The following is a 13798-nucleotide window of genomic DNA, read 5'->3' as shown; positions in this document are numbered from 1 at the left end:
CCGGGTTTCGATTGCCTGGCGTCATGCCGGCGGAGTGGAGCGCAGCCCGAAGCAGGCATCCTTGAGCGCCGCCAGGTGCTCGAGGCTGCCCATGACTTCCTCGTAGCCGGGGTGGAAGTCGACCAGACACGCGATCTCGTCGACACCCGCCCTCGCGAACGACTCGACGAGGGGGCGGAGCTCCTGAACGCCGCCGATCAGCGATCGACCGTTCAGGAAGCCCTCGAAGCCGAAGCGAAGCAGGGTCTCGAGATCGCCAGGAGTGAGGTCCTCCATGCCGACGCCCAGGCCCAGGCTCTCGGCGAGACCGTCGAGCAGGCTGTAGTGCGACATCAGGTATTCACGGAACGGCGCTTCGATCTGGGCGCGCACGGTCTCGAGGTCCGGACCGACGAAGGTGTGCACCATCAGGGCAACGCGCCCGCTCGCCGGATCATGGCCGTGCTCGGAGAGCGCTTTCCGGTAGCTCGCCACCTTCGCCGCGACGTCCTCGAGGGTCGTGTTCAGCAGCGACGTGAGCACGGGCGCACCGAGCGAACCCGCGCGCAGGAATCCGTCTTCGGACGAAGCCGTGATCCAGAGCGGCAGCTTCTTCTGCAGCGGCTGGGGGAGCGCGCGCACTTTGACCGCATCACCGCCCTCGACCGGGAACTCGACTTCTTCGCCCTCCCACAAGCGACGGACGATGTCGATGCGATTCCACAGCGATTCGTAGCGGGCCTCGTGTCCCTCGGGAGACAACAGGAACTCGGGCACCGTCCAGCCCGGCGCGAAGGCCATCGCGACGCGCCCACCCGAGAGGTTGTCGACGATCGCCCAGTCTTCCGCGATGCGAACGGGGTGGTGCAGCGGCGCGACGACGCTGCCAGCGCGAATCTGGATGTTGCGAGTGAGGGTGGCGATGGCCGCGCTCGTGACCGCCGGGTTCGGATACAGCCCGCCGAACGCGTGAAAGTGGCGCTCGGGCGTCCAGATGGCGGTGAATCCGTTCTCGTCGGCAAAGCGCGCCGAGTCGAGCAGCAATCGATAGTGATTCGGGCGCCGCGTGGCGCCCTCGCCGTCGAAATAGAAGAGTCCGAAATCCAAGATTGCTCTCCGTCTCAGGAATCGCCGAGGGCCCGCTCGACCTCTTCCGCCGAGAGCTGCTCGACCATCGACAGCAGCTCCTCGACCTCCGCATCGCCGTCCGTGGCCTCCGCGGAACCGCCTTCCTCGAGCGCCTGTCGCACCGTCTCGGCGACGGCGGCGATGGTGGGATCGTTCCCGAGCAGCGCCTCGAGCGGCACCTCGGCCCGGAAGCGCGCCTTCATCCGCGCGAGGATCTGCACCGCGGCCAGGGAGGTCCCACCGAGCGCGAAGTAGTCGTCGTGGATCCCGATCGGACGCGTCGGCAGGAAGTCCTCCCAGATCTCGACGAGGGCTTCCTCGATCTCGTCGCGAGGCGCGGCGCCACCGCCCGCACTGCCGGACGAGCGGGGTTGCACCTCGGCTTCGCTCGCGGGGGCGTGCGCACGAGCGACGCGAACACCGACCTCGGACGGAACCACGAGGAGATGGCGCGCGGCGGGGCCGGACTCGCCTCGGCGTGGATCGATGCCCAGGCGATCGAGCGCGAGCACGAGATCTTCCTCGGACAGAGCGAGACCGCGCAGGCCGCTGCCTTCGTCGAGCCGATCGACACCGTGCCCGAGCTCCTCCGCGAGCGCCTCGAAAGAAACCGTCGACCAGGGCACGTCCGTCGAGCGCGCGTGCTGTCGCACGAAGGTCTCGGTGAAGGCCGTCGCCGCCGCGTAGTCGCCGAAGCCGATGCCACCGACGTGGGCCGCGAAGGACGACACGACGAGGACGTAGCGCGGCGTCCAGCCTTCGAGCGCCTTCGCGAGGGCGGGCAGACCCTTCACCCGCTCGCGGGCGATCGCCCGGGTCGTTTCGCGCTCGTCCTGCAGCAGCAGCCGCGCGATCTCGGGTCGACCGCTCGCGCCGACGTGCACCACACCGTCCACCGGCCCGTACTGCGCGTGGACCTTCTGGAGCGCGACCGACAGCAACTCGGGATCGCCGATGTCGGCCGAGTGCGCCGCCACCCGTGCATCGTCACCCGCGCTTGCGCGCAGACGCTCCAACGCAGCGCTCTGCTCGGGATCGGCCTCCATGCCTGGGCCGACCACCACGACGCGCGTGGCGCCGCGCCGCAGGAGATGGCCGGCGATGCGCTCCCCGAGGCCGCCGGCCAGCCGCCCGACCAGGACGATCGAATCGCCCGAGGCGTGGTTCGAGTCGGCCTCGACGTCCACCGGGTTCCCCAACGCGGCCGGGGCGTAGTCCACGGCCCAACGATGCGAACCCCGATAGGCCACGACCCGGGGTGTGTCTCCGGCGTCCGTCGCGAGCAGATCGTCGAACAGCGACGCCGGCAGATCCGAAGCGGCGGGGTCGAGATCGAAGTGACGCGTGCGTGCGGTCGCGATCTCTTGCCCGAGCACGAACGCGACCGCCGCGGCGGCGGTGCCCGGCGCATCGAGGGTCTCGCTGCCCGTCACCTCGACCGCGCCCGACGTGAGGATCGAAACACGGATCTCCCGTTGCGCTCCTGCGAACTCGCGTGCCAACGGCGCCGCCCATGCGGTCGAAGCGGTATTCGGAGAAACGATCACGAGCTGCAGCGGCGGACCGTCCTCGGCGACGTCCGGTCCGCAGTGCTCCGCCAATCGCTCGGCGAGCGGTTCGCCCAGAGCGGCCCGCAGGGAGGCGACGCCTCGGGTTTCGAAGACCTCGGCGACGGCGTCGGCACCGCCATCGCCCAGGACCACGATCGGCCCGTCGGGTTCCGCGACGGGAGTCGGAGCACCGAGGCGACGGACGCTGGGCGTCCAGCCCCACGCGTCGACGGGACGCCGCTCGCCCCGCGAGGGCGGCGCCGCCGGCCCGAGCGATTCGCCCTCGATTTCGAGCGGCCAGACTCGAGTGTGTTCGAAGGGGGTGCGCGGTGCTTCGGCGGTCCGCGGCCCCTCGCCGAGCCACGGTGTGAGGTCGCGATCGGCGCGGCGCACGGCCAGCGCACCCACCGCGTCGGACAGCGAGCGCAGCTCGCCGCGGCGCCGGGTGGCGGTCGGAATCGCCATCACGCTCGGGTCGTCCGCCAGGATCTCCCGCGTGAGTCCCACCAGAGCCGCGCCGGGGCCGACCTCGACGAACTCCTGAACGCCGGCCGTCCAGAGTGCATCGACGGCGTCGGCGAAACGAACGGGCTCGCGCAGCTGCCGCACCCAATGGTCCGGTCGTCCGATCTCGGACCCGGCGAGCGCGCCCGAGCGACTGGAGACCAGCGGAATGCGCGGCGGCTGGAATTCGATCTCGGCAACTGCCGCGCTCAGGGCGTCGAGCGCTGGCTCCATGAGGACCGAGTGGAATGCGTGGGATACGGCGAGTGCCCGGGCGTCGTCGACTTCCAGGGAGGCGACGAAGGCATCGACGGCGTCGCCCGCGCCCGACACCACCACCTGTCGTGGCCCGTTGTAGGCGGCGATCGAAACCTGGGTTCCGGCGCCGCGCACCGCGTGCTCTACACGCGCCGGGTCGGCGGTGAGCGCGACCATCTTGCCGCCCGACGGAAGGGCGGACATCCCGTCGGCACGAATCCGCACGAGCCGCGCCGCGTCCTTCAGCTCGATCACCCCGGCGACGCACGCCGCGGCCAGCTCGCCGACGCTGTGTCCGAGCAGGTAGTCGGGCTCGAGGCCTCTCGAGCGAAGGAGCTCCGCCATCGCGACCTCGAACGCGAAGAGCGCGGGCTGCGCGTCGCCCGTGTCGATGACGGCGTCAGCAGCGACACGACCCGGGTCGAGCCAAGCGCGCTCTCCGAGGACGGCAGCGCAGCGCTCGATCACCTCGGCGAACACAGGCTCGCGCTCGCGCAGCTCGAGACCCAGGCCGACCCACGCGGAGCCCTGGCCCGAGAAGAGGAACCCCAACTTCCCGGCCGCCGAACCGTTGCGCACGCGCCCGCGTGCGACGCCGGTTCGCGCGGTTCCGGCGAGCGCGGCCCGCAGCTGGGTCGCGAGTTCGGTGCCGTCGGCGCCACTGACGGCGAGACGCTCGGGCCCGCGATCGCGCCCCGCCCATGCGGTGCGCACGAGCGCCGGCACCGTGTCCTCGGACGCGCCCTCGAGCCCCTCGGCCCACACCTCGGCGAGCGCATCGACCCGGGCCGCATCGCGCGCGCCGAGCACGAGGGTGTGCGGTCCGCTCGTACGGGTTTCTTCCGGACGAATTTCTGGTGCCGCCTCGAGGAGCACGTGGGCGTTCGTGCCGCTGAAACCGAACGAGCTCACACCCGCCAGGCGACGCCCGTCGATCGGGGTGAAGGGACGGCGTTCGCGAACCACCTCGAGGCCGGAATGCTCCCAGTCGATGTGGGGACTGGGCGTGTCGAAGTGCAGCTGCCCGGGGATCTCGCGGAAGCGCAGGGTCAGCACCGCCTTGATCAGGCCCGCGATGCCAGCGGCGCTCTCGAGGTGGCCGATGCTCGCTTTGACCGATCCGATCTGGAGCGGATGCTCCGAACGGCTGCTCCCGTAGACCTCGGCAAGCGCGCCCAGTTCGATCGGGTCTCCCAGCGCCGTGCCGGTGCCGTGCCCCTCGACGAACCCCACCTGCGCGGCCTCGACACCCGCGCCTTCGAGCGCAGCGCGGATCACCTCGCGCTGGGCGGTTCCATTCGGCGCGGTCAAGCCGCTGGACGCACCGTCTTGATTGACCGCGGAGCCACGCAAGACCGCCCAGACGTCGTCGCCAGCGGCCAGTGCGTCGGAGAGCCGCTTCAGCACGACGACGCCGCAGCCTTCGCCGCGCACGAACCCGTCGGCGCGCGCATCGAAGGCCTTGATGTGGCCGTCGGGCGCCAGCATCCGCGCCTTCGCGAAGTTGATGGTCGATTCGGGCTGCAGCAGCAGGTTGACCCCGCCGGCCAGCGCGACCTCGCATTCGCGGAGACGCAGACTCTGCATCGCGAGATGGACCGACACGAGCGACGAGGAGCAAGCGGTATCGACGGCCAGGCTCGGCCCCGTGAGACCCAGGGCGTAGGACACGCGTCCTGCGGCGACGCTGAAGGCGTTCCCGGTGGCGACGTAGCCGTCGAGTTCCTCGATCGGCGTTCGTTGCCGGAGCACACTCGCGTAGTCGAAGCTGCTGATCCCGAAGAAGACACCCGCCTTGGCGCCGTAGAGCGATTCGGGCGCGATGGACGCGTGCTCCAGCGCGTGCCAGCCGACTTCGAGCAAGAGGCGCTGCTGCGGGTCCATCCGCAGCGCTTCGATCGGCGCGATCCCGAAGCGCGCAGCGTCGAAACCCGCGATGTCCTCGAGGTACCCGCCGCGCGTGACATAGGTCTTGCCCGGGGCGTCCGGATCCGGGTCGTAATAGCGCTCGCGGTCCCAGCGCTCGTTCGGAAGTTCGCCCACCGCGTCGATGCCCTCGCGCAGCAGGTGGAGGAAGCCCTCCGGCCCCTCCGCACCGGGAAACCGGCAGCCGATGCCGACGACCGCGATCGGTTCGGAGCGCACCCAGGGCAGGGCAGCGCCGACGCGCTCGCGGGACGCGAGGGCGAGCTTCGGCGTGGAGAGGTCGGCTCGACGGAGGGTGGTCATTGGGGGGAACTGGCGGGACGTCGGGAGGGGCGGATTGCGCGCCAATGAGTAGCCCATTGAAAACGAATTTCAATATCACTAAGGCTGCTGCGAGCCGGGACCCCCCACGGGAAAACAAGGTTTTCCGTTGTTCTTTCAGGGACCTACGGGATCACGGGCCCGGGGCGACGTGCGCCGCCGGTCGCCTCATCCGCCGCCGACGGCGCCCCACGCGCCCGGCTCCCGGAGTAGCGCGCTCACGCTCGGGACCAGCCGACTGGCCTGCTCGCGGAGGAAGAAATGCGCGCCGTCGACCACCGTGAACGAGAAACCGCTCTCGGTGTACTGCGACCACTCTTCGACGGCGTCGGGCAGGGCCATGCGATCGCGAATGCCGGCGGAAGCGGCGATCGGAACCGACACCTGTGTCGCCTCGAGTGCCGGCCACCCTTCGGCGAGTCGCATGTCGGCGCGCAGGGTGGGTTCGAAGAGGGTCTTGAACGCTTCGTTCGCGATCGCCTCCGGCGGCATGCCGCCCATGCGCACCAGCGTGGCGAAGAACGCGTCGCGATCGAGATCCGAAATGCGACGCTCCTCGCGAACGCGGTGGGGTGGCGCGCAACCTGACACCCCCAGGCCACGCAGCAGACGACCGGGCTGATTCGCCCAACGCGCCGCGAGACGAAACGCGACCTGGGCACCAAAGCTGTGGCCGAACAACGCGAAAGGCCGGTCGAGCCAGGGGTCGAGCACGGCTTCGGTGTCTTCGAGCAGCGTCTTCCAGTCGGAGTAGGCGGGTTCTCCGATGCGGCTCTCGCGCCCCGGGAGCCGCACGCCGACGAGCTCGCAGTCCGGATCGAGCCAGCCGTCCCAGCCCTGAAAGGCACGTGGCCCTCCGCCGGCGAAAGGGAAACAGAAGAGCCGAAACCGGGCGTCGGGGCGCGGGCGAGGGCGCCAGAACCAGCGGTCGTCGAGATCGTGCGGCATGGAGTCGTCCTGAAGAGCGGCGGAGCCTATCACAGCCCTCTCCGAGATCCGGAGACGCCGCGGCGCACCATCGCAGTGGAACCGCGTCGACCGTTCGCTCGCAAGCCGACGGTCGCGTTTTCGCGGAGGAGCGATATGGTGCCGCGAACACCTCCCCCATCGTTCGCTGCGATCGTTGCGCGCGCGGTCGGGGGAGACGACCTCTCGGAACGATCCCGATGCACGTGCCCCCCCTCCTCCCTTCGTCACGGCCGATCGATCCCGGGCACGCCACGGCCTGCGCGGCCCGCCCCCGGATCGTCGGTCTCGTCGTCTGCCTCGCGCTCGTCGCGGCCGCGTGCAGCAGTCCGACGGAGTCCACGCCGGTCACGACGGCCGCGGCCGAGCAGCGCGACATCGAACGCATCGTGATGGCGACGGGTACGATCGAACCCGCCGGCGAAGTCGAGGTACGACCCCGCGTCGCCGGCATCATCGAGGCCATCAACGTCGAGCGCGGCGATACCATCGAAGCCGGCGACGCACTCGTCGAGATCGAACGTGAGCTCCTCGAGAGTCAGGTCGCGCGAGCGCGGGCACAGGTCAAGAGTGCCGAGGTCGAGCTCCACTACGCCGAGATCGCGAAGCAACGCGCAGAGCGATTGCGCGCCCGCGGCGCGGCTTCGGACAGCCAGCAGGACGAAGCGCGGGCAGACCTCGAGGGAGCCTCGGCGCGCCTCGCCAGTGCGCGCGCCAGCCTGCAAGAGCTCTCCGTTCAGCTCCGCTACGCCACGGTGCGGTCTCCGATCTCGGGTCGCGTACTCGACGTGCACGTCAAGGTCGGGGCCGCCGTCTCTCCCGTGACGTCCGTCAACGGCGGAACCGTCCTGCTGGTCCTCGCCGAAACCGAACGCCTGCACATGACGGGCTCCGTCGACGAGAACGAGATCTCGCGAATCGCGGTGGGTCAGTCGGCACGCGTCCGCACCGAGGCATACCGAGGGCGCAGCTTCGAAGGGACCGTGCGTGACATCGCGCCGATGGGCGAACGGGTGGAGAACGTCACCTACTTCGAGATCGAGGTCGAGATCACTGACGCGGATGCGGATCTCCTCAAGGCGCGCATGTCGGCCGACGCCGAGATCGTCGCCGAGAGCATCGACGCGGCGATCGTCGTTCCGGAGACCGCGCTGCGCTACGTCGGCGAGGACATCTACGTCGAGATCGTCGGTGACGACGCCAGTGTGAACGAGGACGAGCGCAGGTTCGTGTCCGTCGGCGTCGTCGACGGCGATCTCGTCCAGATCGTCGACGGCCTCGCGATCGGCGAGCGCGTGAGTCTCCAGTGAGACCGGCGGCTAGCTCGGCGCTCATCGAGCTCGAAGCCATCTGCAAGACCTACGACACCGGACGAAACGCGGTTCATGCACTCCGCGACGTGCACCTCTCGATCGAGCAGAGCGAGCTGGTGGCGATCATCGGACCTTCCGGTTCGGGCAAGACGACGCTGCTCGAGATGCTGGGCTGCCTCGCGAAACCCTCCTCGGGTCACTACCGGCTCGATGGGCGCGCCGTCGAAGAGATCGACTCGGATGGCCTCGCCGATCTGCGCGGGGACAAGATCGGCTTCGTGTTCCAGAGCTTCAACCTGTTGCCGCGCCTTTCGGCGCTCGAGAACGTCGAGCTTCCGCTCGTCTACCGGGGTGTTCGCGTGCGCGAACGCCGGGAGCGCGCCCTCGAGGCGCTGGCACGGGTCGGTCTCACCGACCGCGCGGACCACCGCCCCACCCAGCTCTCCGGCGGCGAACGTCAACGGGTCGCGATCGCGCGCTCACTCATCAACGAGCCATCGCTCCTGCTCGCGGACGAACCGACCGGGAACCTCGACTCGAAGACGGGGCAGGAGATCCTGGCGATCTTCTCCGCCTTGCACGAAGCCGGCAACACGATCGTCATGGTGACCCACGACAACCACATCGCGGAGTGGGCGCCGCGTTGCGTCGCGATTCGCGACGGCCGGATCGCGTCGGACCTGCGGGATCCGTCGCATTGATCGTCCGCGAGGCGATCCGTGAGGCCCTCCGAACACTCGCGGCGCAGAAGCTCCGCGCTGCGCTCACGCTCTTCGGGTTCGTGTGGGGAACCGCCGCGGTGATCTTCCTCGTCGCGTGGGGCGACGGGGTCCGGACCATGTTGGACGTCGGATTCGCCAAGACCGGACGCAACCTCGGCGTGATCGACCCGGGGACTCTCGGCGTCGACTACGTCCCCATCACCGACAGGCGCTACGTCTGGTTCGACGTCGACGACCTCGAGGCCGTACGAGCGCGGGCGAAGTGGCCCGCCCTCGTCGGAGGCGAGGAAAAGCGCTTCGCCATGGCGAGCTTCGGCCAGACCGCCTTCTCCGTGGACCTCCGGGGCGTCGAACCCGAGACCATAGAGATCCGAGGCGTTCCGATCGAAGCGGGACGTGGCATCACCCGGACCGACCTCCGGCGAAACCGCCGCGTCGTGGTCCTCGGCGCCGAGCTGCGGCGGGAGCTCCTGGGCGCGCACGGCGGCCTGGGGAGCTGGGTGCGGATCGACGGTACGCCCTTCGAAGTCGTGGGGATCCTCGCGCCCGTCGGGGTGCAGCTGAACCGAGACGGCCGGCTGATCGATGATCAGGCGTGGGTTCCGCTCGCGACCTATCACAGCTACTGGCCGCGAACCTGGACCGAAGAAGCCGTCGTAGGCCGCATCCTCTACCAGGCGCGCGACCGACGATTCTACGAGACGACGCGCGACGAGATTCGCGCGATCCTCGCCGACCGCTTGGGCGTGCCGCGCACCGACCACAGCGCCATCGACAGCTGGAGCCCGATGGAGCGACTGAACGCGCTTCCGGTGGACCAGATGCGCGGCTTGATGTTCGTGATCGCGGCGACCACGCTGATGATCGGGGGCGTCGGCATCCTGACCATGATGCTGGACTCGGTCCAGGAGCGGCGCACCGAGATCGGCGTTCGGCTGGCCGTCGGCGCGCGAAGACGTGACGTGCTCGTGCAGTTCTTCATCGAGAGCATGGTCGTGAGCGTCATCGGAGGCGTCCTCGGTGTCGCGTTGGGGATCCTCAGCTGCGCGGCGCTCGCAGCGCTGGACCTCCCCGACGTCGTTCCGGTTCCGGAGCTCTCCGTCAGCGTGATCGCCATCGCGCTCGGCGTCATGACGGCGACCGGCTTTGCGGCGGCACTGCTGCCCGCTTGGCGGGCCGTGGGCGTCGCACCTTCGGTGACGCTTCGGATGGAGTAGGCGTGCGCGGACTCCTCGATCTCCTCCGACAGACGGCGAGCAGCATGCGTGCGCATGCGCTGCGGTTTGCGCTCACCACCCTCGGAATCTTCTGGGGTGCCACGATGCTCGTCTATCTGTCGGCGGCCGCCCTCGGCATGGAGACGAACTTCTCGGACAGCCTCGAGCGCACCGGCCCGAAGAACGTCTGGGGCTTCACGGGCGCCGTGATCAAGGAGCACGCTGGCGAACGGGGAGCCCGGCCGCTCACCCTCGAGCTCGAGGACGTCGAACGCCTCGAAGCGCTCGATCTGGTCGAAGCGGCCACCTCCGAAACCCAGCTCCGCAACGTGCTCGTGCGGTCCGAGTTCGGCTCTCGCCTCCTCTCGGTGATGGGGATGGACGAGGACGGCTTGGAGATCCGGCGCTTCGAAATGGAACACGGGCGCGTGTTTCGGCGCCTCGAGGCCGAGAGTGGGGCGCGCGTGGCGGTGCTGGGTGCCGAGAGCGCGGCGCGGCTCTTCGACCGAAGGCCGCCCGTGGGCGCGTGGATCCGCCTCAACGGAGTTCCGTTTCGCGTGATCGGTGTTGCCCGACGGAAGGGGGACCAGCTCGTCAACATGGGCCCCCGCGACGACAACCTCGTCGTCGTGCCGACCCAGGCGGCTTTTCGCTGGCTCGATCGTGGTGCGACCGTTCGGCGCTTCGTGGCGACCCCGCGACATCGCGACGAGTCGAGCGAGAGCATCCGGGCAATGCGATCCGTCACGGCGCTGCACCACGGATTCCAACCGGACTCGGAAATCGCCCTGGACTTCGTCGACATCAAGGAAGTCTGGAACATCCTCGATGCCCTCTTTACCGGGCTGAAGGCGTTCCTCATCAGCGCGAGCGTGGTCACGCTCTTGGTCGGATCCGTGGGCGTGATGAACATCATGCTCGTGGTCGTGGGCGAACGCGTGCAGGAGATCGGGTTGCGCAAGGCCCTGGGTGCAAAGGACAAGGCGATCTTTGCACTCTTTCTCGCGGAGTCCGTCGCCATCTCGCTGATGGCCGGGCTATTGGGCGGCGCGACCGGGATCGGATTGGTGCGACTCACCCAACTCGCCGCCGACCACGGAGAGTTCGGGCTCGTCCGTCCGGTCGTCGATTGGACGCTCGTCGGGGTCGGGCTGTCGGTGCTGGGCGCGGTGGCCGTGATCGCCGGGACCATCCCCGCCCTGCGGGCGGCGCGCACCTCCCCCTCCGAGTCGCTGCGCTCCGTCTAGCGGCAGACCCGTAAGTCCCAGCCAGAGAAGAGGAATGAGGGGGCTCCGCTGGGCCGCGAGGACGCTCCGGAGGCGCCGCCGCCGAGGCGCACGAACCGATCGCGGCGTGACCGGGCTCACCGGTGGCAGCCCCCGGGTCTGGGTCATACTCGCTGCATGGGCCCTACCTCGATCGCGCGCGTGATCCGACCCCACCTCTTCGTCGCGACCTGTCTCATGGGTCTGCTCTCGCTCCTCGGCGCGAGTTCTGCCCACGCTCAGTTCAGCGACGTCTACGTCTTCGGCGACAGCCTCTCGGACACTGGCAACGGTTGCACCGTGTTGGCGATCGCCGGCTATGCCCCCGGGCGCTGCTCGAACGGCGACGTCTGGTCCGAGCAGTTCGCCGAGATGATCGGGAACGATGCCGAGGCCTCGATCCTGGGTGGCACCAACTTCGCGTTCGGCGGCGACGAGACCGAGGACCTGTCGATTCAGATCTTCGCCTTCGCGCTGACCCAGCTCTTCGGGCAGGCCGATCCCAACGCCCTCTACGTGATCTGGCTCGGCGGCAACGACATCCTCGGGATCCCCAGCTCGCCGACGGCGACCCAGGACGCAGTCGACAACATCATCGACGGCATCCAGGACCTGATCGGGATGGGCGCCCAGCACTTCCTGATCGTGAACCTGCCCGACATCGGGCGCGCCTACGGCGACTTCGAGCTGCCCGCGGGCAGCGGAAGCGTCTTCACCCCCACCGAACGCGACGCGGTCTCCGCGCTGAGCCTCGACTTCAACGCGCGCCTCGCAACCGCGCTCGCGGCCGAACCGATCCCGACGCTCTACACCCTCGACATCGGGGGGCTCGTCGAGGAGATCTTCGCCAACCCGTCCGCCTTCGGTCTGGCACCCGAAGGCATCGACACCACGAGCGACGACACGGACTTCGCGATCCCCTGCCTGATCGACGTGCCCTGCTCCCTCGATCCCCAGGGCCCCGTCTCGGACGGCTTCTTCCTCTTCGATGCGATCCACCCCACGACGGTCGCCCACGAAGTGATCGCGATTCGGGCCGCCGTCGCGGTCCCCGAGCCCGTGCGCTGGGCGACGGTCGCGTCCGGCGCCCTCGTCGTCGGCCTGCTCGCGCGCCGCCGAACGCGCGCTGCGAAACGGCGCTAGCGCCCGCGTACACCCGTTCCGGGCGCCCAAGGGGCGCCTCAGCGATGCGCGATTCGCCCCGCAAGTCCGCGTGGCGTTTGGCCGAAACGGGAAACGGCGGTCCGGGAGCGGACACGCGAGGGGGCGCTGGTGAGCTCGCAGCGAAAGCTCTGGATCTCGGCCTGGATCCTGCTCTGGGTCGGCCTGCAGGTCGCGTCGATCGGGACGCGGCGGGAGTGGTGGCCGTTTGCGCCGATCACCATGTACAGCGGCAGCCAGACGCCCACCTACTCGGGGCTCGCCTTGTTGGCGGTGGAAGCCGACGGCCGCCACGAGCTGTTGGCACCGGACCAGGCCATCGGTCCGCACCCCTACGTCTTCGTGTATCGCGTCCTGGCCGCAAACCGGGAAGAGCCCGCAGCGATCGCCTGGGCGGCCGGGCACTACGCCGAGCAACGCCGACGCGAGGGACGTGCGCTCCCGGCGTCCTTCGAGCTCGCCCGCGTGACCTGGACGCTCGCGCTCGGCGGTGACCGCCACGACCCGTGGCAAGAGAAACAGACGCTTGCGCGCCACGCTTACTGAGCTCTGGGAACGCCTCTTCTTCGCCCCCGCGAGCCCCATCGCGTTGGCGTGCTGCCGCATCGCGGTTTGCCTTGCGTACGCTGGGTTCCTGCTGTGGCCCGCGGCGCGGGTGGGCGAGGACTTCGTCGCGTTCGCGGCGCTCCCCGACTGGGCCTGGCACCCCCAGAGCTACCACGCGTGGTTCGAGCAATACCCGCTCTCGCCGGAGGCCACCCGCGTCTGCTTCTGGATCTGGTGGGCCTCCCTACTGACCACCGCGGCAGGTTGGCATACCCGTGCGAGCTCCGTGGTCGCAGCGATCGGCACCCTCTTCTTCTCGTTGGTGGTCTTCGACTTCAGTGGACGCACCGGGCACAACACCCTGTTCCTGTTCTTCTGGGTGGTGATGGTGTTGCCCTTCTCGCGGTGCGGCGACGCGCTTTCGATCGACGCCTGGCGCTCGGGCGAAGTCGTGCCGCCCAGTGGGGAGTACCGCTGGCCGGTCCAGGCCGTCGCGGTCCTCTTCGGCCTCGTGTTCTTCGCGGGCGGCGTGAGCAAGCTGCTGGTCACCGGACCGGGCTGGGCCAGCTCGGGATCCCTCGAGCTCTGGATGATCCGGAACAGCGGCTACACCAACCACGATCCGCTCTTCCCAGCCGGTGCCTGGCTGAAAACGCTCTCCCCCCTGCTTCCTCTGTTCGCGGCCGGGGCCCTGCTGGCCGAGCTGCTCGCCATCACGGTCCCGTTCTCCCGCTGGGCCCGGCGGCTGGTGGTCCCCGGGCTCTTCGCGATGCAGACCGGGATCGCCCTGCTGATGGGCGTCCATCTCACCTACTTCGTGAACTACCTGCCCTTCCTCCCCTGGGACGCGCTGGTCGCGCGACTCGGCGGCCCCCGCCGCCAGGAGCAACCGGTCCCCCTGGAAGCGAGTCGCGCCGTCCCCTGACGCCGGGCTCCGTCGCT

At 69.4% G+C, this 13798-nt stretch carries 10 protein-coding genes; 7 read left to right on the top strand and 3 right to left on the bottom strand.

What is annotated here, in order from left to right; genetic code table 11:
- Positions 1-21: 21 nt before the first annotated feature.
- From AAF430_14580 to AAF430_14570, 3 genes are all read right to left on the bottom strand, one after another.
- Complete coding sequence (locus AAF430_14580; GenBank protein MEM7411460.1) at positions 22-1086, bottom strand: MupA/Atu3671 family FMN-dependent luciferase-like monooxygenase; 1065 nt, start codon at positions 1084-1086, stop codon at positions 22-24.
- A 14-nt stretch (positions 1087-1100) separates the two neighbouring features.
- Entirely contained in the window at positions 1101-5648 is a 4548-nt protein-coding gene (locus AAF430_14575; GenBank protein ID MEM7411459.1) for an SDR family oxidoreductase, read from the bottom strand.
- Positions 5649-5834: 186 nt separating this feature from the next.
- Positions 5835-6614, bottom strand: coding sequence for a thioesterase domain-containing protein (locus AAF430_14570; protein MEM7411458.1), 780 nt, complete (start codon positions 6612-6614; stop codon positions 5835-5837).
- A 224-nt stretch (positions 6615-6838) separates the two neighbouring features.
- On the opposite strand from AAF430_14570, the gene AAF430_14565 reads away from it, so the two are divergent.
- The 7 genes from AAF430_14565 (at position 6839) to AAF430_14535 (ending at position 13781) form a co-directional block, all read left to right on the top strand.
- Complete coding sequence (locus tag AAF430_14565; protein ID MEM7411457.1) at positions 6839-7942, top strand: efflux RND transporter periplasmic adaptor subunit; 1104 nt, start codon at positions 6839-6841, stop codon at positions 7940-7942.
- A complete protein-coding gene (locus AAF430_14560; GenBank protein MEM7411456.1) occupies positions 7939-8646 on the top strand; it encodes an ABC transporter ATP-binding protein in 708 nt (235 codons plus the stop codon). Before AAF430_14565 ends, AAF430_14560 begins: the two co-directional genes overlap by 4 nt.
- The gene (locus AAF430_14555) at positions 8643-9884 is read left to right on the top strand and encodes an ABC transporter permease (protein ID MEM7411455.1); all 1242 of its coding nucleotides are present in this window, start codon (positions 8643-8645) and stop codon (positions 9882-9884) included. Before AAF430_14560 ends, AAF430_14555 begins: the two co-directional genes overlap by 4 nt.
- Before the next feature lie 2 nt (positions 9885-9886).
- Positions 9887-11131 (top strand): ABC transporter permease, encoded by a 1245-nt coding sequence (locus tag AAF430_14550; GenBank protein ID MEM7411454.1) that lies wholly within the window; start codon positions 9887-9889, stop codon positions 11129-11131.
- A 156-nt stretch (positions 11132-11287) separates the two neighbouring features.
- Positions 11288-12292 (top strand): SGNH/GDSL hydrolase family protein, encoded by a 1005-nt coding sequence (locus AAF430_14545; protein ID MEM7411453.1) that lies wholly within the window; start codon positions 11288-11290, stop codon positions 12290-12292.
- Between the two features lie 129 nt (positions 12293-12421).
- Positions 12422-12856 carry a hypothetical protein gene (locus AAF430_14540; protein MEM7411452.1) on the top strand — a complete coding sequence of 145 codons (435 nt, stop codon included), beginning with the start codon at positions 12422-12424 and terminating at the stop codon, positions 12854-12856.
- Positions 12837-13781 (top strand): hypothetical protein, encoded by a 945-nt coding sequence (locus tag AAF430_14535; GenBank protein MEM7411451.1) that lies wholly within the window; start codon positions 12837-12839, stop codon positions 13779-13781. Before AAF430_14540 ends, AAF430_14535 begins: the two co-directional genes overlap by 20 nt.
- Positions 13782-13798: the final 17 nt, after the last annotated feature.

The sequence above is a fragment of the Myxococcota bacterium genome, from assembly GCA_039030075.1.
Lineage (GTDB): Bacteria > Myxococcota_A > UBA9160 > UBA9160 > SMWR01 > JAHEJV01.
Note: the sequence above shows the minus strand (reverse complement) of the source record. Positions and strands in the feature narration are given on the sequence as shown.

Coding starts and splice junctions, on each gene's coding strand:
- AAF430_14575 (MEM7411459.1), bottom strand. CDS start 5,648: ATGACCACCCTCCGTCGAGCCGACCTCTCCACGCCGAAGCTCGCCCTC.
- AAF430_14570 (MEM7411458.1), bottom strand. CDS start 6,614: ATGCCGCACGATCTCGACGACCGCTGGTTCTGGCGCCCTCGCCCGCGC.
- AAF430_14545 (MEM7411453.1), top strand. CDS start 11,288: ATGGGCCCTACCTCGATCGCGCGCGTGATCCGACCCCACCTCTTCGTC.